At 63.9% G+C, this 18,178-nt stretch carries 20 protein-coding genes and 1 tRNA gene; 8 read left to right on the forward strand and 13 right to left on the reverse strand.

Annotated features, from left to right (window positions below; all coding sequences use genetic code 11):
• Positions 1–6: 6 nt before the first annotated feature.
• Positions 7–390: a RidA family protein gene (locus tag K5607_RS15555; protein ID WP_221047555.1), complete on the forward strand. Its 384-nt coding sequence runs from the start codon at positions 7–9 to the stop codon at positions 388–390.
• A gap of 30 nt (positions 391–420) precedes the next feature.
• Here K5607_RS15555 and K5607_RS15560 read toward each other — a convergent pair whose 3' ends face one another.
• From K5607_RS15560 to K5607_RS15570, 3 genes are all read right to left on the reverse strand, one after another.
• Positions 421–1,389 (reverse strand): nitrate- and nitrite sensing domain-containing protein, encoded by a 969-nt coding sequence (locus K5607_RS15560; protein WP_221047556.1) that lies wholly within the window; start codon positions 1,387–1,389, stop codon positions 421–423.
• Positions 1,390–1,408: 19 nt separating this feature from the next.
• Positions 1,409–2,662, reverse strand: a complete 1,254-nt coding sequence (locus K5607_RS15565; protein WP_156302414.1) for a methyl-accepting chemotaxis protein — start codon at positions 2,660–2,662, stop codon at positions 1,409–1,411.
• A gap of 238 nt (positions 2,663–2,900) precedes the next feature.
• Positions 2,901–2,976, reverse strand: a tRNA-Gly gene (locus K5607_RS15570).
• Positions 2,977–3,139: 163 nt separating this feature from the next.
• On the opposite strand from K5607_RS15570, the gene K5607_RS15575 reads away from it, so the two are divergent.
• Positions 3,140–3,439, forward strand: coding sequence for a hypothetical protein (locus K5607_RS15575; protein ID WP_221047557.1), 300 nt, complete (start codon positions 3,140–3,142; stop codon positions 3,437–3,439).
• Positions 3,440–3,509: 70 nt separating this feature from the next.
• Here K5607_RS15575 and K5607_RS15580 read toward each other — a convergent pair whose 3' ends face one another.
• Positions 3,510–4,115, reverse strand: coding sequence for a peroxiredoxin (locus tag K5607_RS15580; protein ID WP_221047558.1), 606 nt, complete (start codon positions 4,113–4,115; stop codon positions 3,510–3,512).
• A gap of 232 nt (positions 4,116–4,347) precedes the next feature.
• On the opposite strand from K5607_RS15580, the gene K5607_RS15585 reads away from it, so the two are divergent.
• Positions 4,348–5,325: a M48 family metallopeptidase gene (locus tag K5607_RS15585; protein ID WP_082411500.1), complete on the forward strand. Its 978-nt coding sequence runs from the start codon at positions 4,348–4,350 to the stop codon at positions 5,323–5,325.
• A gap of 47 nt (positions 5,326–5,372) precedes the next feature.
• Here the strand turns inward: K5607_RS15585 and K5607_RS15590 are convergent, their stop codons facing one another.
• The 7 genes from K5607_RS15590 to rluC all read right to left on the reverse strand — a co-directional run bounded on the left by K5607_RS15590 (position 5,373) and on the right by rluC (position 10,026).
• Positions 5,373–6,215, reverse strand: a complete 843-nt coding sequence (locus K5607_RS15590; RefSeq protein WP_221047559.1) for an SDR family oxidoreductase — start codon at positions 6,213–6,215, stop codon at positions 5,373–5,375.
• Positions 6,216–6,234: 19 nt separating this feature from the next.
• The gene (locus tag K5607_RS15595; protein WP_054773512.1) at positions 6,235–6,501 is read right to left on the reverse strand and encodes a DUF4404 family protein; all 267 of its coding nucleotides are present in this window, start codon (positions 6,499–6,501) and stop codon (positions 6,235–6,237) included.
• An 84-nt stretch (positions 6,502–6,585) separates the two neighbouring features.
• On the reverse strand, positions 6,586–6,921 hold the full coding sequence (locus tag K5607_RS15600; RefSeq protein ID WP_054773511.1) for a hypothetical protein: 336 nt from the start codon (positions 6,919–6,921) through the stop codon (positions 6,586–6,588).
• Positions 6,922–6,972: 51 nt separating this feature from the next.
• The gene (locus K5607_RS15605) at positions 6,973–7,395 is read right to left on the reverse strand and encodes a surface-adhesin E family protein (RefSeq protein WP_054773510.1); all 423 of its coding nucleotides are present in this window, start codon (positions 7,393–7,395) and stop codon (positions 6,973–6,975) included.
• A 32-nt stretch (positions 7,396–7,427) separates the two neighbouring features.
• On the reverse strand, positions 7,428–8,405 hold the full coding sequence (sppA, locus tag K5607_RS15610) for a signal peptide peptidase SppA (protein WP_221047560.1): 978 nt from the start codon (positions 8,403–8,405) through the stop codon (positions 7,428–7,430).
• Positions 8,406–8,425: 20 nt separating this feature from the next.
• A complete protein-coding gene (locus tag K5607_RS15615; protein ID WP_054773508.1) occupies positions 8,426–9,076 on the reverse strand; it encodes an HAD-IA family hydrolase in 651 nt (216 codons plus the stop codon).
• Complete coding sequence (rluC, locus tag K5607_RS15620) at positions 9,073–10,026, reverse strand: 23S rRNA pseudouridine(955/2504/2580) synthase RluC (RefSeq protein ID WP_221047561.1); 954 nt, start codon at positions 10,024–10,026, stop codon at positions 9,073–9,075. The genes K5607_RS15615 and rluC overlap by 4 nt, the downstream gene beginning before the upstream one ends.
• A 633-nt stretch (positions 10,027–10,659) precedes the next feature.
• On the opposite strand from rluC, the gene rne reads away from it, so the two are divergent.
• Positions 10,660–13,323, forward strand: coding sequence for a ribonuclease E (rne, locus tag K5607_RS15625; protein ID WP_221047562.1), 2,664 nt, complete (start codon positions 10,660–10,662; stop codon positions 13,321–13,323).
• Between the two features lie 100 nt (positions 13,324–13,423).
• On the opposite strand, the gene K5607_RS15630 is transcribed toward rne, so the two are convergent.
• Positions 13,424–14,335 (reverse strand): M23 family metallopeptidase, encoded by a 912-nt coding sequence (locus tag K5607_RS15630; protein ID WP_221047563.1) that lies wholly within the window; start codon positions 14,333–14,335, stop codon positions 13,424–13,426.
• A gap of 190 nt (positions 14,336–14,525) precedes the next feature.
• Here K5607_RS15630 and K5607_RS15635 point away from each other — a divergent pair, with 190 nt between their 5' ends.
• From K5607_RS15635 to K5607_RS15650, 4 genes are read left to right on the forward strand one after another with little or no spacing between them, the layout of a single operon-like run.
• Positions 14,526–15,722: a cytochrome P450 gene (locus K5607_RS15635; RefSeq protein WP_221047564.1), complete on the forward strand. Its 1,197-nt coding sequence runs from the start codon at positions 14,526–14,528 to the stop codon at positions 15,720–15,722.
• Positions 15,710–16,291 (forward strand): 1,6-anhydro-N-acetylmuramyl-L-alanine amidase AmpD, encoded by a 582-nt coding sequence (gene ampD, locus K5607_RS15640; RefSeq protein WP_054774314.1) that lies wholly within the window; start codon positions 15,710–15,712, stop codon positions 16,289–16,291. The genes K5607_RS15635 and ampD overlap by 13 nt, the downstream gene beginning before the upstream one ends.
• A 26-nt stretch (positions 16,292–16,317) precedes the next feature.
• Positions 16,318–16,674, forward strand: coding sequence for an exosortase system-associated protein, TIGR04073 family (locus tag K5607_RS15645; RefSeq protein ID WP_221047565.1), 357 nt, complete (start codon positions 16,318–16,320; stop codon positions 16,672–16,674).
• Between the two features lie 53 nt (positions 16,675–16,727).
• Entirely contained in the window at positions 16,728–17,654 is a 927-nt protein-coding gene (locus K5607_RS15650; protein ID WP_054774312.1) for a DMT family transporter, read from the forward strand.
• A gap of 42 nt (positions 17,655–17,696) precedes the next feature.
• On the opposite strand, the gene K5607_RS15655 is transcribed toward K5607_RS15650, so the two are convergent.
• Positions 17,697–18,167 (reverse strand): peroxiredoxin, encoded by a 471-nt coding sequence (locus K5607_RS15655; protein ID WP_221047566.1) that lies wholly within the window; start codon positions 18,165–18,167, stop codon positions 17,697–17,699.
• Positions 18,168–18,178 lie beyond the last annotated feature (11 nt).

Below are 18,178 nucleotides of genomic sequence, written 5' to 3' on the forward strand. Positions count from 1 at the left end.
GCCGCCATGAGCAAACAAATCATCCACACCGACCTCGCCCCCAAAGCCATCGGCACCTATTCGCAAGCCGTGAAAGTAGGCAATACGGTTTACCTGTCGGGCCAGATCCCCCTGGTGCCGGAAACCATGACCATGGTGGAAGGCGACATGGCGGCGCAAATCCGCCGCGTGTTCGACAACCTCAAAGCCGTGGCGGAAGCCGCCGGCGGCGACTTGGGCGATGTGGTCAAACTCAATATTTTCCTCACCGACCTGGCCCACTTCCCGTTGGTCAACGAAATCATGGCCGAATACTTCGCCCAGCCCTACCCGGCCCGCGCCGCCATCGGCGTGGCGGCTCTGCCGCGGGGCGCCGGGGTGGAAATGGACGGGGTGATGGCGCTGGACTAAACGGCGACGCAGCGCGCGCCGCGATCGCCCTCAGGCCGCGCCCAACGACAGACCCGCGCCGATGCTGGCCGCGGCGAACGCCAGAAAAAAGCCCCACGCCTGCCGATAGCTGGCGCGCCGCTGCAGTTCCAACCGGCCCGCTTGGCCGATGGCCAAAGCCACCATGGCATCGAACAAGCCCAGCCCATCTTCGATAACGCGCGTACCGCCGGCGAAATAGTCGCCGGCGGCGATGCGGATACGCTCCCGGCCGAGCAACTCGTTTTGCAGCATGGCCCGAAACTCATCGACGAGTTTGCGGCTTTGGCCCACGGCATCCGGCCCCAATCCTCCTTGCACGCCCCGCCCGCCGCGCAACGCCGCTTCCAAACCTTGGAAAGTCGCCTGCGCCACCGTGCCGATTTGGTCGTCCAGGTACAACAGCTTGACCCGCGTGGCCGTGGTCGTGCGCCCTTCGGCCGCGGCCCCGGAACCGATGCCGCGAGCTTGCCCCACCGCCTCCATCAAGCGGGGCAACCGGCCTATGGCCGCCATCAGCAAATCGCCCGCGCCGTCCCGCAAATCGACGGCCAGATCGTGCGCTTTATCGACGTCGTCCAACAAAAATATGGCCTGGGCGATCAATTGGGTGTGCCGCGCGAAACTTTGCTGCGGCTCCAACGAGGCGACGCCCGCACTGAGCGTCTCCCAATCGGCCTTGATACGGCGCCAGCGCGCCGTGTCGCTATGGGACGGATGCCGTTCGATCTCGCGCAGGTCGCGGCTCACCGTGGCCTGCATCGCCTGCAGCTTGTCGCGAAACGAGGCATCGCCGCGCAATAGCGCATTGGCCATGCCGCGGTGCTGGGGAAGGTGTTCCAGCAAACGGCGCAGCAGCAACACGTAATCCATGGCGGACCGGCGGCGGCGGCTGTCTTCGTAGCGGTTGCCGAAATGCCGCAACAGCAACCAGCCGCCGACCGTAAGCAGCAAGACGATTTCCACGACGCTCAACGACATTGGCCCACCTCTCCGATCTTCAGCCGCTCACCACGGCCAGCATATTTTTGGACAGCTGAACCATGTATTGGGCCGTCGACTCGGACTCCTCCAGCATCTGCTGGTTGTCCGCCGCCATACGGCTGATGTCCTGCGCGTGCATGGCAATGTCGCTACAAGCCCGATTCTGCTCGTCGATGGCCAGGGTGATCTCGCGCATATGGGATTCGGTTTCCCCAGCCCCTTGCCGGACCTGCGCCAGCTGCTCGCCGGCGACGCCGGACATGTCCACGCCGATCGCCACGTCCCTCTGGATGGACTGCATGCGCCGCGCTACGTCCGCCGCGCTCTTTTGAATGCTGTCGATGACTCCCGCCACTTCGGCGGCGGCTTGGTGGGTACGGGACGCCAGGTTGCGCACCTCGGCCGCCACCACGGCAAATCCGCGTCCATGCTCACCGGCGCGGGCCGCTTCGATGGCGGAATTCAACGCCAGCAAATTGGTTTGGTCGGCGATGCCGGCGATCATCTGCATCAGTCGCCCGATTTGCTCCGATTCCGCCGCCAAGGCGCGCACCTGCGCCACGGAACCGTCGATATCCCCGGCGATTTTTTCCATACTTCGGCCACTGCTCAGCACGGTTTCCCGACCCGCCGCGGAAAACTCGCTGGATTGGGCGGCGATCGACTGGGTGGTTTTCGCTTGCAGCGCCACTTGCCCGACGCTGGTGGTCATTTGCTCCATGGCCGCGGCGATGGCGGCGACGGCCTGGCTTTGCCGATCGGTGGCATCGCTGCCGCGGCTGGACATGGCGCTTAGTTCCCGGGCGGCGCTATAAACCTCGGCGACGGAAGCGCCCAACGCTTGCACGGTGCGGCCGAACTCCGTGCCGACGGCGTTAATACGTTTCGCCAAGCCGGCCAACTCGTCGCACCGACCGAATTGCGCGAAATCGACCGCCGCCGTCATGTCTCCCCGCGCCAGCGCCTGAGCGGCCCGATCCATGGCGTCGATCAGATTCGCGGTATGGCGGCGGTGGCAGGCCGACAAATACAACCAAGCCGACGACGACAAGCCCACGAACAGGAGCAAATCGGACTTGCGGCCCAATAGCGAGCCGGCGGAGGGAAAGTTCGCCGTTTCGGCGGCTTGCAGCAACCAGCCCCATTCGCGCTGATAGGCGTAAACCATCAGGCCGGCCTGGATCAGAAACAGCCATCCGAGCAAGGCGTGCCTGGCGCCATAAGAAATACGAGACAGCAGGAAGATACCCGGCGCAAACAACGCGTCCATGAAAGGTCCTTGAATTGCGGCATTGCGCACAACGCAATGATTCGGCGTTTGATTCAGGACAGCGATTTTAAGTTTTGAAGAGGCATCCTGTATATAGCTTTAAATGCGCGCATCAGCCCATGGGCATGGCCGAACGGCAAACGCCGGCGCGCCGGAACATCACGGCGATGGGATAGGGACTAGCGAAACGCGATTTTCGGGCGCCGAGGGCTCGGCCGGAAACGAAAACGGAGGAAGATGGAGCGGGCGACGAGATTCGAACTCGCGACAACCAGCTTGGGAAGCTGGGGCTCTACCAACTGAGCTACACCCGCGGAGGCTATCCCATAAGGATGGTATACGATCATACCACACCGGGCCCGGCGCCGCGCAAGCGCCGAGGGGCGCGTATTCCCAACCTTCCGGTTAGGTTATAGAATCCCCCGTCCGCTCCAAATCCATAACAAAACCGAATCACTCACCATAGAGGAGAAGGCCATGCGCATTTTAGGGGGCATCATCGCCATACTGGTTGCCATCTGGTTTTACCGAACCGCCGAATCCAAAGGCGCAGAACCGTTTTCCTGGGCCATCGCCGGCACCATTTTCTATTACCTGCCCATGGGGTTGTGGACCTATGTGGTCAATCCCATGATCAAAAACCCCCACATCACCAGCGAAGGCTCCTCCATCATCGCCCGCTTGGCGCCGACCTTGGTCGGCGTCGTCGTTGTGGTGCTGCTGCGCCAGTTCGTCTTGCTGAAAGTGAAATCCGGCCAGAGCGACAACGCCGGCTGATCCGCCCCTACGAAAAAGGCGCTGCCCGGTTGCCCGAGCAGCGCCTTTTTTTCGCTTCGAACGGCTTGAATTACAGGCCGGAAGCGTTCTTCGCCAGGTAGTCGGCCACGCCTTGCGGATCGGCCTTCATGCCGTCTTTACCCTTGGTCCAGCCGGCCGGGCAGACTTCGCCGTGCTCTTCGTGGAACTGCAGGGCGTCCACCATGCGGATCAGCTCGTCCATGTTGCGGCCCAGCGGCAGGTCGTTGACCACCTGGTGGCGCACTTTGCCGGACTTGTCGATGAGGAAAGTACCGCGGTAAGCCACGGCGGCGCCTTCCACTTCCACGTCATAGGCTTTGCAGATGGCGTGGGAAACGTCGGCCACCAGGGTGTACTTCAACGGGCCGATGCCGCCCTTGTCGATGGGGGTGTTGCGCCAGGCGTTGTGGGTGAACTGGGAGTCCACGGACACGCCGATCACTTCCACGCCGCGCTTCTTCAATTCATCGACGCGGTGATCCAGGGCGATCAGTTCGGACGGGCAGACGAAGGTGAAATCCAGCGGGTAGAACACCACGGCGGCGTATTTGCCGGCGGTTTCCTTGCTGAACTGGTAGCTGTCCACGATGGTGCCACAGGGCAGCACGGCGGCAGCGCAAAAATCGGGGGCGGCTTTGCCAACGAGTACGCTCATCAGAACCTCCTAAACGAATGTAATGGGGAAGGAATCGGGCGGGGCGGCCCAAAGCCGCCCGCGATGCACCGGCGCAATTGTACACAAATTCAGTCAGAAATACCGTAGCCTTCGGGCGGCGCCACGGGTAGCCGCGCATCGCCTTGACGGCGAGCCGACGACGCGGTGTACTGCGGTCCGGGGCCGTCTGCGTGCCCCTGACGACACCCCATGAAGGCAACGAGGAGGAAACATGGACCTGGTTTACCCCAAGGAAAAAACGCTGTTCGCCATTTTGCTGCTGCTGGCGATTCCCATTTGGCTGGCGCTGATCGTCGGCACGCTGGGAACGGCGCTGCTCTACCTGTTGGCGGGTTTTGTGTTTTACCTGTTTGCCCAGTCCGGTTTGATCGCCTACCTCAAGGGCAACACGGTAGCCATCAGTCCGACGCAATTTCCCGACTTGCACGAACGCATCCAACGCGGCGCCAAGCAGCTCGACATGGAAGCGCCCCAGGCGTTTTTGCTGCACGAGGGCGGCATATTCAATGCCTTCGCCACGCGCTTTCTCGGCAAACATTACATCGCCTTGTATTCCGACGTGGTGGATGCACTGGACGACCGGCCCGACGCCATGGATTTTTATATCGGCCACGAGCTGGGCCACATCAAGCGCAAGCACTTGATGTGGAAAACGCTGCTGCTGCCGGTTAGCTGGCTTCCCCTGCTGGGAGCCGCATACGCCCGCGCCTGCGAAAGTACGTGCGACCGCCATGGGCTGGCCTGCTGCCGCAGCGCCGAGGACGCCCGTTTCGGCTTGGCCGCCCTGGCAGCGGGCGGCAAACGCTGGAAAACCCTGCGGCAGGACGAATACGCCCATCAAGCCAGCGAACATGCCGGCTTCTGGATGTCTTTCCACGAGCTGTGCTCGGACTATCCGTGGCTGAGCAAGCGCATGTCGGCGCTGTTGCAGCTGGCCCAACGGCGGGAACCGCAAATGCCGGCGCGCAATCCGCTGGCCTATCTGTTCGCCCTGTTCGTGCCGCGCGTGGGCGGCGCGCCCGGCGCAGGCGGACTGATGCTGATCGCCGTTATCGGCATCATGGCCGCTGTTGCCATTCCCGCCTACCAGGACTTCCAAAACCGCGCGGCTGCGGCAAAAGCGATGCACGGGGGAGTTCAACAGGAAGAGGGAGCCGAAGTCCCCGCGCAAAATCCGATGCCGGACTGAATCGGTGCGCGTGGGCGCCCGGGCAAGATCGAAAGCGGGACGAACCGCTACACCTTGCCCACGATCCAGTCCAGCCAGCGGAACGGCAGGATGCGCCGCAGGAAGGCGAACAAATGGGTGGGGAAGGTGACGTAATAGCGCAGTTTCGGCCGCTTGGCCTCCAAGGCGTGGATCACCGCCTTCAGCACCGCTTCCGGCCCCAAGGTGAACGGCACCGCCGGGCCTTCCTTCAGCAAGCGCTCCTCGATGGCCATATAGGCGAAGCGATGGGCGCTGTGGGTCGGATCGATGCCCTGCTTATAGTGTTGATAGGCGTTGTCGCGGAATTTGCTGAGGATGGGCCCGGGCTCCACCAGGGACAGGTGGATGCCGGTGCCTTTCAGCTCCAGCCGCAGGGTGTCGGTCAGGCCTTCCAGGGCGAATTTGCTGGCGTTGTACGCCCCTCGGTATTTCATGGCGACGAAGCCCAGCACCGAACTGTTCTGGACGATGCGGCCATACCCCTGCCGCCGCATGACGGGCAGCACCAGGCAGGTCAACTCGTGCCAGCCGAACAGGTTGGTTTCGAACTGCCGGCGCAGCACGTCCCGGGACAAATCCTCCACCGCGCCCGGCTGGCCGTAGGCGCCGTTGTTGAACAGCGCGTACAGCGTGCCGCCGGTCTGCTCCAACACCCAAGCCAGCGCTTGGCGGATGGAGGCCGAGTCGGACACGTCCAGCACGCAGCTCTCCAGTCCCTCGGCCTTGAGCCGCGCCACGTCCTCGGCCTTGCGCGCCGTGGCGAATACCCGATAGCCGCGCGCCTTCAGGCCCTTGGCGACGCAATAGCCGATGCCGCTGGAGCAGCCGGTGATGAGAACGGATTTTTCGGCTGGTGCCGGAACGGACATGGCGCAAGGGCTCCGGGCTTTAGATGCCCATGTTGCTCAGGGTCATCATCAGGTCGTTGAGGATGGCGGTAATACGGGGATGCTCCACTTCGAAATGCTCCACCGAATCGCGCACCTCTTCCACCAACCCATGGTGATGGCCGGCATCGGCCGGGCTACGCAGCTTCTCTTCCAGCCCCTCCACCAAGGATTGCAGTTTTTGCTTGGCCTGGGCATCGCTCACTTCCAGGCTGGCGATTTGGTTTTTCAGCTCGTGGATGACATCGTTCAGTTTTTGTTGGCTCATGGCGTGGATAAACTCGCGGCAATGGTTTGACGAATTAAATGCTAGTTGGGCGGCGCTGGGAAGCGGCGAATTGCTCGGGCGGCCTTAACGCCCGCCCTTGAGCAAATCCAGGGCGTCCTTCATTTGTTTCTTCTGCTGTTTGACAGCGTTTTTCTGTTGCTTGACGGCGTCCTGGAGCTGCTGGCGGTCTTGTTGCAAAGCGTCCTTGGCCTGCTTGGCCTGGTCCAGCTTTTCCCGCGCCGGCGCCAACCGCTGCTCCGCCTCCTGGCGGATGGCTTTTTCGCCGGCATTTTTCCCGGCCTGGACGGTGTTTTTGTAGGTTTGCTCGAGTATGCCCTTGGCGGGTGTCGAGGCGTCCGCCCAAACGGCCGGCGCGGTCAGCGACAAGCATACGGTCAGGACGGCGATTTTACGTTGCATGGCGCAGCTCCTCGTGTGATTCGCACCCGCGCACCGAACGGGCGATGGTGGTTATTTCTTCGTGCAAACCGCGTCGTACACCGGCTCGATGAGCGATTCCGGCAACACGGGATCCCAAGTGGCGGCGGAAGCGTCGAGCTGCCCCAGCAGCTGCTGCTCGCCGTCCAGATATTCCTCTTCCAGCAGCAGCAGGGTTTTGGCGTCGCAGTCGAACGACATGAGGCTGCGCACCCGCCGATACGGCACGTTGTTGGTTTCCACCATGCCGGGCTGCGGCTGGTCGTATTCCAACAGGACGCGAACGCTGACTTTTTTATCCTTGCGGACGATGCTGGACCGGTCCAGGAACAACCAGGAAGTATGGTCGTCGGAAATGGCCGCCGGCTGCCAATCCACCGGCCGCGCCCACGCCGAAGGAACGGCCAGCAGCAGGGCCGTGAAGATTATGCTAGAGGCGGCGGCGAATCGCTGCATCGGTGTTGGTCCCCGGATTAAAGGCGATCGTTTTAACGCAACGACACGTCGTTGACCAAGCTGTGCAAGGCGCGGCCGGCGCTGGCGCCCATGCGCTGGGCCAAGCGGTCGAGCAAGGAATCCCTCGGGGTGAAGTTTACCAACTCCTCCGCACCGATCACCTCCTTGGCCACGCCGCGCGTGGTGCCGACGGCGTCGGTCAACCCCAGCGGTATGCTTTGTTCGCCGGACCACAACAGGCCGGAGAACAGGTCGGGATTGTCCTTCAAGCGGTCCCCGCGCCCTTGCTTGACCGCGTCGATGAACAAGCGGTGCACGTTGTCGATGACGCCCTGCACGTGTTGCTTTTCCTCCGGGTTGACCGGGGAAAAGGGATCCAAAATGGCCTTGTGGGCGCCGGCCGTCATGGTGCGCCGTTCCACGCCCAGCTTGTTGAGGGTTTCCACGAAACCGAAGCCGCTCATGATGACGCCGATGGAACCGACGACGCTGGAAGGATTGACGTAAATCTTATCGGCCGCCGCCGCGATGTAGTAGCAGCCGGAAGCGCAAATGTCCTCCACCACCGCGTGAATGGGCAGGCCGGGATGCTCTTTTTTGACGCGGCGCACTTCGTCGTAGATGTAAGCCGACTGCACCGGGCTGCCGCCGGGGCTGTTCATGCGCAGGATGATGCCCTTGGTGTGCTCGTCCTTGGCGGCGGCCTGCAAGCCATCGATGATGGGATCGGCGCTGGTGTCCGCCCCTTCCATAATGACGCCGGCGATGTCGATAACCGCCGTGTGGTTTTTGCCGTCGACGATGGCGCCATCCTTGAACGGATGCCAAACCAGCAGCAACACGACCAGCAAGTACCCCAGCAACAGCAATTTGAAAAAGTTGCTCCAGCGGCGCGCCCGGCGCTGCTCGTCCACGGCGGCCAGCAGCACTTTTTCGAGCACGTCCCGCTCCCAGGCGGCGGGAGGCGTGGGAGAAACGGTGGAGACTGTGGAATTGTCGGCTTCGCTCATCGTCGTTAATACCTCTTTATTCAGACCAATACATCCATCAACTGAACGGTGGTGGACAGGCAAAACAAGGGATTATGCTCCAGCAACTGCTCCCGGCTGTTGGCTCCGCAGGCAACGCCCACGGCCGCCACCTGGGCGTTGCCGGCCATTTTCATATCGTGCACGGAATCGCCGATCATCAACGTGCGCTCCGCCGCGAAACCGGTTTCCCCCATGATTTCCAGCAACATGCGCGGATGGGGCTTGGAGGCGGTTTCATCGGCGCAGCGGGTAACGCTGAATAAATCGCCGGTGGCGGTGGCCCTCAAGGCGTTCTGCAAGCCCCGACGGCTTTTGCCGGTGGCCACCGCCAAACGGTACCCCTGCCCCCGCAGGTCGTCCAGCATGTCCAGCACGCCGTCGAACAAATGGTCGCGGCCCAGCTCCTTGGCGGCATAGGCCTCCTGGTAGGCCTGCACCAAAGCGGCCTCTTCCGCCGGCGATATGCCGGGGAACAAAGCCCCCATGGCGGCGCTCAGGCTCAGGCCGATCACGCCGCGGGCGTCCTCGTCGGCGGGGTCGGGCAAGCCGCAAGCGGCAGCGGCGCAACGCAGGCTATGCACGATCCAGCCGATGGAGTCGATCAGCGTGCCGTCCCAATCGAACACGATCAAGTCGTATTGCCGTTTCATCGACGTAATTGTTGCAGAAAAGCGTCCAACTCCGGCTCCAGCGGCGCATGCAAGCGCAGCTCGACGCCGCTGACGGGGTGGGCGATGACCAGTTTGGCCGCGTGCAAAAACAGGCGCTTGAGCCCCCGGCGGCGAAACGCCTTATTGGTTTCCTCCTGGCCGTAGCGTTCGTCGCCGATGATGGGATGGCCCAGATGGGCGGCGTGCACGCGGATCTGGTGGGTGCGCCCGGTCACCGGCTTGGCCTCCACCAAAGTGGCGTCGGCGAACAGCTCCTGGCGGTGGAAATAGGTCTGGGCCGGCTTGCCTTGGCGCGACACGCGCACCATGCGCTCGCCGCCCTGGGCGACATTTTTCTCCAGGGGGGCATCCACCAGCAGTTTTTTCTGCCCCCAAGCGCCGGCCAACAAGGCCAAGTAGCGCTTTTCCACCCGGTCGTCGCGGAACAGTTCGTGCAGGACGCGCAGGGCGCTGCGTTTTTTGGCCACCAGCAGCAGGCCGGAGGTGTCGCGGTCCAGCCGGTGCACCAATTCCAAAAAACGCGCTTCGGGGCGCAGATGGCGCAGGGCCTCGATGACGCCGAAACTGACGCCGCTGCCGCCGTGCACCGGCATGCCGCTGGGCTTGTTCAGCACCAGCATGGCGTCGTCCTCGAACACGATGCGGTCGTCCAAGCGCTGTTGCAGCAGGGCCGTGGGCAGGGCCACCTCAGCCCGTTCCGCCACCCGCACCGGCGGCACCCGCAGCATGTCGCCGTCCTGCAGGCGCGACTCGGCGCGCACGCGGCCGCCGTTGATGCGCACTTCACCGGAGCGCAACATACGGTAAACGCGGCTTTTGGGAACGCCTTTTAGGCGCGTGAAGAGAAAATTGTCCACCCGTTGTCCGGCGAATTCGGCCGGGATTTGGATAATCTGAACGCGGGGGGTATCGGCGGACTCGCTAGACATGGCCCAATAATAGCAGTTCGCACAGGAAAATTGATGATATTTCAGAAGATTGCTATAGTTGGGCCGTTTGGATGAAAGCTACGCCCGCATTGCCGGCCAAACCGACAGGGCGGCCGATATTGCACGCTCGGAGCCAGAATAGTGGCGGGCAACAAGCCCCCCATAATAATGCTCCGCCAGCCCAGGGGCGCAGGCCTTATAACCAGGGGCCGGCACTACCCCCGGCGGCTCCATCCAAGGATCGCGCAGCGGCGCGGTCCCGCGCAACGAAATGACCGGTCGGAAACCGGCGGCCAGCGCAAAGCGCTGCCGCCAATACGACGACGGATAAACGGGTTTTTTCCGCTCAACCCATGATGAGCGGTGTATGCGTCCCTCAAGGAATCGAAGGGCCGCTCCGCCCCCCGCCCCCGGCATCCCCTATCTAAAGGGTGCCCACCGGCCGGGAGAGAACTCGGAGCAGCGCCGATATTCTCGATTTGCGAGCCGCGGATTTTCGGGACCGACGCCAAAGCTGTCGGAACATGACGATGCCGAACCAACCGGGTTAACGCCGACACATGATTGCCCCAGGAAAATCCGCCCTGACTCAACCAGCTTACCGCCTTGCTGGGACGCCGAGGGCAGAACCACATGAAACGAATGCTGATCAACGCCACGCAGCCCGAAGAGCTGCGCGTGGCCCTGGTCGACGGTCAAAAGCTATATGACTTCGACATAGAAATCCCTTCCAAGGAACAGAAAAAAGCCAACATCTACAAAGGCACCATCACCCGCATCGAGCCCAGCCTGGAAGCGGCTTTCGTCAACTACGGCTCGGAACGCCACGGCTTCCTGCCGTTCAAAGAAATCTCCCCCAGCTACTACGCCCAGGCGCCTGAAGAAGGCTTCGACCGTCACGATATAAAAAGCCTGCTGCGCGAAGGCCAGGAAGTCGTCGTCCAAATCGAAAAGGAGGAACGCGGCACCAAGGGTGCGGCGCTCACCACCTACATCAGCCTGGCCGGCAGCTACCTGGTGCTGATGCCCAACAACCCCCGCGCCGGCGGCGTGTCGCGCCGCATCGAAGGCGAAAGCCGCAACGACATGCGCGAGGTGATGGCCCAGCTGGAAATCCCCGAGGGCATGGGGCTCATCATCCGCACCGCCGGCGGCGGCAAGTCGGTGGAAGAACTGCAGTGGGACTTGAACTACCTGCTGCAGCTGTGGGAAGCCATCGCCCGCTCGGCCGAGGAAAAACCGGCGCCGTTCCTGATTTTCCAGGAAAGCAACGTGGTGATCCGCGCCCTGCGCGACCATTTGCGCGGCGACATCGACGAAATCCTCATCGACAATCCCGCCACTCTGCGTCTGGCCACCAGCTTCCTGCAGCAGGTGATGCCGCAGTTCATCCATAAGGCCAAGCCCTATAACGACTCGGTGCCGCTGTTCAGCCGCTACCAGATCGAGAGCCAGATCGAAATGGCCTACCGGCGTGAAGTGTCCCTGCCCTCCGGCGGCGCCATCGTCATCGACCCGGCCGAAGCGCTGACCTCCGTCGACATCAACTCGGCGCGCGCCACCAAGGGCGGCGACATCGAGGAAACCGCCCTCAACACCAACCTGGAGGCGGCCGACGAAATCGCCCGCCAGCTGCGCTTGCGCGACCTGGGCGGATTGTTCGTCATCGACTTCATCGACATGATGTCGGTGAAAAACCAGCGCGCCGTGGAAAACCGCCTGCGCGACGCGGTCAAGTCGGACCGCGCCCGCATCCAGCTCGGCCGCATCTCCCGCTTCGGCCTGCTGGAAATGTCGCGCCAGCGCCTGCGCCCGTCCCTGGGCGAAGCCACATTGCACACCTGCCCGCGCTGCAAGGGCCAGGGCTCGGTCCGCACCGTCGGGTCCCTGTCCCTGTCCATCCTGCGCATGATCGAAGAAGATTCGATGAAAAAGGGCACGGAAAAAATCATCGCCCAGGTGCCCATCGAGGTGGCCACCTATCTGCTCAACGAAAAGCGCTCCGTCATCGAACAGATCGAAGCGCGGCAGAAAGTGCGGGTGCTCATCATCCCCAGCCGCCACCTGGAAACGCCCCATTACGACATCCAGCGCATCAAGGGCACAGGCATCGAGGAAGGGGAAAAGCCCAGCTACGAGTTGGCGGCGTCCCTGGAACCGAGTCAGCCCGATTTCGCCCAAGCCATCGGCCAAAGCGCCGAACAGCCCGCCGTAAAGGACTTTTTGCCCGCCACGCCGGCCCCGCTGCAAACGCAGCCCAAGCTGACCCCGGCGCCGGTCCAGGCTCCCGGGCGGGCCGCCGTCAAGTCGGAGCCTTCCTCCGGCCTGATCAAGCGCTTCTGGCGCAAGCTGGTGGGGGAAGAAGGCGAAGACAACACCTCCCCGACCGAAGCCGGAGCGCAAGCGCCGCGCAGCACCAGACCGCTGCCGCCGCCGCCGCAACCCCCTGCGCCCCGCGGGCCGGCGGTTGCCGCTACCGGTGACGAAGCCGAGCGCGGCCAGCGCCAGCGGGAAGACCGTCGCGGCGATCGCCGCCGCCGCGGCCGCCGTGGCGGCGAAAGAGGAGAAAGGAGCGGGGGAGCCGTGACCGCAGCAACGGTGACGGAACCCCAAACCGAGACCGTTACCCCCCGCGAGCCCATGCCGCCCCGGCCGGAAGCCCAGCGCCCGCCCAGAGAGCCGCGCATGCCCCGCCAGCCCCGGGAACCGCGCCAGCGCAACGCGCCGCGCGGCCAGGCCGCACCGATCGACGCCAAGGCGGGAGAGGACACGGCCGTAGAAACGGCACATGGCGCACCGTCAGCGGCGCCCGTGCCGCCGCCGGCTCCGGCCGCGGCACGGCCGGAACGCCCAGAAGCGAGGCCTAACCGCATCCCCGCACCGAAATCGAAGGCCGCGCCGCTACCGCCGCCGCCGCCCCCTCCTCCGCCGCCGTTGCCGCCGCTGCCCATCGCGCTGCCCCACGACCCCATAGGAGAAGCGGTGTCTTCGGTGCTTTTCCACTATGAAATCGCGCCGGGTCTGGAGCTCAACCTGCCGTCCACGCCCGTAGTACAGCCACCGGCGGAGGAACCGGCGGCGCAGGAAGCCCAGCCGCTCGCGGCCGACGAAACCGCTGCCGGCGGCGCCGATGCCGCCGCGGGGGAACCGGCCACGCCGCGCCGCTCGCGCCGCGGCCATCGCTTCCAGCGAGGCCGTCGCCGCGGCGGCGGCAACCGCGGCAACAACGACGGCGGCAACGACCCCTCCAACGGCGGCGGTTCAGGCGAGCCGCCCGCGCCGGAAGGGGGCGAATAGCCTCGCCGGCGCGGCGCGCGCCTCCCTCCGCGCCTTAACCCACAGAAGCTCCCGCCTCGCGCGGGAGTTTTTGTTTCCGTCGAGGAACGGCCGTCGAACCTCAGGGACGGCCGACGACGGCGCCCTGCAACACATCCCCCTCCTTCGGTTCGCGCACACTCCCGTCCGGATAGCGGAACAGGAACGGCATGGACTCCAATTCCATGCCTTTGTTACGCTGAATGACCACGTGCAGGTGGGGGCCGCTGGCGTAGCCGGTCCTGCCCGAATGCGCGATAAGCTGGCCGGCAACGACTTTCTGCCCCTGGGACACCTGCGTGCTCTCCAGTGCCAAATGGGCATAAACCGCCATGCCGCCGTCGTCGTGCAGAATGCGGATGTGGTTGGCGCGGGATTGCAGCTTGTCCTTGACGCCGCTTTCATAGAAATCGTTTTCCACCGCCATCACCACGCCGTCCCGCATCGCGTGGACCGGCGTCCCTTCCGGCATGGCGATGTCGATCGCATACCGGTTTTGCGCGCCTTGGTGGCTGAATGCGCCAAAAAATCCCTGCGATATCGCGTAAGTGCTGCCCGGCGCAATGGGCGGAAGGTAGGCATGATTTTCTTCGGGCTGGGCCGAGGGATCGCCCGGCGTATACCGGTAGCCGTAACGAACCGTGCCGGTTTGGCGGGAATCGGCCAGGCGCATGTCGATAATGGGCGCGGCGACGGCGCCCCCGGCCAGCACGAAGCGATGGGGCAAAGGCGGCTCGACGAGCATATTGACCACCTCCAAAGGCGTCACCTCCACCTCCACCGGACCGGCCCAGCGATTGCTGGCGAACACTTGGCGCCGCCCCTCGGCGTCGCGGTTCTCCAATGACACGGCCGTGGCCGGATCCATCGCCACCTGCGACACTTCCAGCGATTTGGCCATTCCCTCCTGGGGCTTGGCGTCGCTGTAATGCCAACGCCCCAGGTCGTCCTGGAATTTGTACATTTTCCTGGCGTGGGCGGCGGATGCCGACATGGCAACCGCCAACACAAGGACGACGCGACGGAAACGGACGCTGACAACTGGCATAGAGGACTCCGAAGGGGCGTTGGCGCGGACGATTTAAAGTCAAATGCCGCCTTGGGGCAATTACCGCGCCGGCCGCGCCAAGCAATCGCGGGATGACGTATCATTGGCAAAAAAACGGATAGCGTCCACGTCGCCAATGGATTTCACCTCCCCCGCCTTTATCGCCGATCCCTATCCCGTCTATAGCCAATTGCGCCAAGCCGGCCCGCTGCATAGCCTGATGCCCGGCCTTTGGCTGGCGACCCGCTACCGAGTCGCGGACGCCATTTTGCGCGACGCGCGTTTCGGCAAGGATTATTTGTCCGGCGTGGCGCGGCGTTATGGGCCGGAGCGCTCGCAAAACCCGGTGTTCGCCACCGTCAACCGCTTCCTGCTGCTCATGAACCCGCCCGAGCACACCCGCTTGCGCGCCCTGGTCAGCAAGGCCTTCGGCGTCAAACAAGCGGCGGAACTGCGACGCTTGACCGAAACGGCGGCCGACCGGCTCATCGGCGATTTTTACCGCGACGGCCGCGCCGACTTGGCCGCGGCCTTCGCCTATCCCCTGCCCATGGCGGTGATTTGCGCCCTCATGGGCATCCGCGCCGACGACGCCCAACTGTTCCAGCAGGAAAGCCAAGCCCTGGTGAAAGTATTCGAGCTGACGCCGTTGAACGATGCCGACCTGAAAGCGGCGGAATCCGCCGCTTCAACTTTCGCGACTTATTTCGGCGACATCCTCGCCTCCCGCCGTCGCCGCCCCTGCGATGGACTGGTATCCCTCATGCTCAAGGCGGAAGAAGGCCAGGACCGCCTCACCGAAAAGGAAATCATCGCCAATACCACGCTATTGTTCATGGCCGGCCATGAAACCACCGCCAACATGATCGGCAACGCCCTGCTGGCCCTGTTCCGCCACCCGGAGCAACTGGCGCGGCTGCGCGACGACTGGTCGCTGCTGCCCCAGGCGGTCAACGAGGCGCTGCGCTACGACAGCTCGGTGCATTTGGCCGCCCGCGTGGCTTTGCAGGATCTGGACGTGGACGGCGTAGCGGTCGCCAAGGGGGACACCGTCTACATCAACCTGGGCGCCGCCAACCGCGACCCGGAAGTCTTCCCCGATCCGGACAGCTTCCGCATCGACCGCGCCGCCACCGCCAATCCGCTGTCCTTCGGCGGCGGCGCCCACTATTGCCTGGGCGCGCGCCTGGCGCGCATCGAACTGGAAACGGCCCTGGCCGCCTTGCTGCAACGGCTGCCCGGCTTGCGGCTGGAAAACCTCGAGGCGCCGGTGTGGCGCGCCACCACCACGGTGCGGGGCCTGGAGAGCCTGTGGGCCACATGGAACCCGTAGACATTTCCGGCGACGGCTGGTTGGCGGCAGCGCGGCGCGTGTCCTCGCCCAATTGCGATGCCCGTCCCGACCCGGCGGATATTTCGCTCATCGTCGTTCACTGCATCAGCCTGCCGCCGGGGGAATTCGGCGGCCCCTGGATCGATCAACTGTTCACCAACAGCCTGCCGGCGAACGGCCATCCCTATTTCGCCGACGTGCACCACCTGAAAGTATCGGCCCACGCGCTGATCCGCCGCGACGGCTCGGTAACGCAGTACGTGCCGTTCCAGCAGCGCGCCTGGCACGCCGGGGTTTCCCGCTACCAAGGCCGCGAGCGGTGCAACGATTTTTCCATCGGCATCGAGCTGGAAGGCACGGAAACCGAACCCTACACCGCCCCCCAATACACCGCCTTGGCGATGCTGGCGGCATGCCTATTGCGGCGCTACCCCGCGCTGACGCAGGAGCGCATCGCCGGCCACAGCGATATCGCCCCCGGCCGCAAGACCGATCCGGGCGACAGTTTCGATTGGGCCGGATTTAGGCGCTTGCTGCGGGAAAAACTGGCGGATAATGGGTCCGCCTGACAATTTTCACAGCGAGGAATGGAACGATGGCGAAACCGTATGGCTGGCTGCTGTTGCTGGGCTGTTTATCCGCGGCCGGCGCCGCCGAAGCGGAGGGCTATCTCGACGCCGTCACCGACAAAGCCCTGCGGGGAGCCGGCAATATCGCCTACGGCTGGATGGAAATCCCCAAGAACATGGTCAACGAGGTCGACCGCAACGGCGTCCTTTACGTCCCCGTCGGACTGGGCAAAGGCTTGCTCTACATGGCCGGGCGGGCGCTGATCGGCGTGGCCGATCTGGCGACGTTGCCGCTGCCCAGCGCTCCCCTGGCGCAACCGCCGCTGGCTTGGAACCTAACCGATCGGGAAACCCGCTTTTTCGGCCAGGACGACGCCCGCTGACCCGCTAGCCAGGCTGCGACATTGCCGCAGCCCCAGCCTTCCCGCACATTCCCATGCATTCCAAGCCCGACAAGCCTAGGGAGCGCCGATCAACCCGCTGGATCGGGCCGTTGTGCGTGCTGGGATCAGCCGTGGGGTTTTCCGCCAAGGCGATTTTCGTCAAGCTGGTTTATCCCTACGGGGTGGACGCCATCACCGTGCTGGCATTGCGCATGCTGCTAGCCCTGCCGTTTTTCCTGGTACTGGCCTGTTGGCCGCGCCCAGGCGAGGAACACCCCAGCCGGCTGCGAAACCGCGATTGGCTGGCGGTGGCCGGCCTGGGCCTGATCGGCTACTACCTCTCCAGCTTGCTGGATTTCTACGGCCTGTTTTACATCAGCGCCGGGCTGGAGCGGTTGATCCTGTTCCTTTACCCTACCCTGGTGCTGGTGATTTCCGCCGCCGTGCTGCGGCAGTCGGTCAGCCGGCGCCAATGGACGGCCCTGGCGTTCAGCTATGCCGGCATCGGCTTGGCCTTCGTCCACGACCTGAGCCTGGGCCGGCAAGAGCAAGTCTTGCTGGGCGGTGCCTTGGTATTCGGCGCGGCGCTGACTTATGCCGTGTACATCCTAGGCAGCAGCCGCTACATCCGTCGCCTGGGGGTGAGCCGTTTCACCGGCGTCGCCATGATCTCCGCCACGGCGGGCGTGCTGACCCATTTCGCCCAGGCGAAACCATGGTCCGATCTGCAGCAACCGCAGGCGGTCATGCTGCCCATTGTGCTGATGGCCCTGCTGGGCACGGTGATGCCGTCGATTTTCCTCAGCGAGGGCTTGCGCCGCATCGGCCCCGCCCGCACAGCCCTGCTCAGCAGCATCGGTCCTGTGGTCACCATCGGCCTGGGCCACGCCGTGTTGGGCGAGCCGGTGTCCTTGCAGCAGCTGGCCGGCGCGGCGCTGGTCATGGCCGGGGTGGGCCTGGTCACGGTGGCGAAGCGCTGAAGGCTTCTGGCCAGGCCCGACCGATGGCGCCCCAAGCCGCCCCTAGCGCAATCCGGCCCGGATTTTTTCCAGGATTTCCCGCGCATGGCCGTCAGGGGTCACGCCGTAAATCACCTCTTGCAGCACGCCGTCCTTGTCGATGATAAAGGTGGAACGAACGATGGCCATCCTCTTGACGCCGTCTTTTTCCCGCTCCTGCCATACGCCGTAGCTTTCGCACAACTCGCCGGAGGTATCGGCCAACAATTGCACAGCCAACCCGTACTTGCCGATAAAGGCCCGATGGCTTTCGCAGTCGTCCTTGCTGACGCCGAACACCACCGTGTCCAGCTCGGCGAACTCCTTGGCCAGGGCGGTGAATTGGTTGGCTTCGATGGTGCATCCCGGCGTATCGTCCTTGGGATAGAAATAGAGCACCACGTGTTTTTTGCCGCGATAGTCGGCCAAACTGACCGCCTGGCCGTCCTGGTTCAACACGTTGAACGCCGGCGCGATTTGTTTTTTCTGCAACATAACGTACTCCT

Source organism: Methylogaea oryzae (assembly GCF_019669985.1).
GTDB lineage: Bacteria > Pseudomonadota > Gammaproteobacteria > Methylococcales > Methylococcaceae > Methylogaea > Methylogaea oryzae.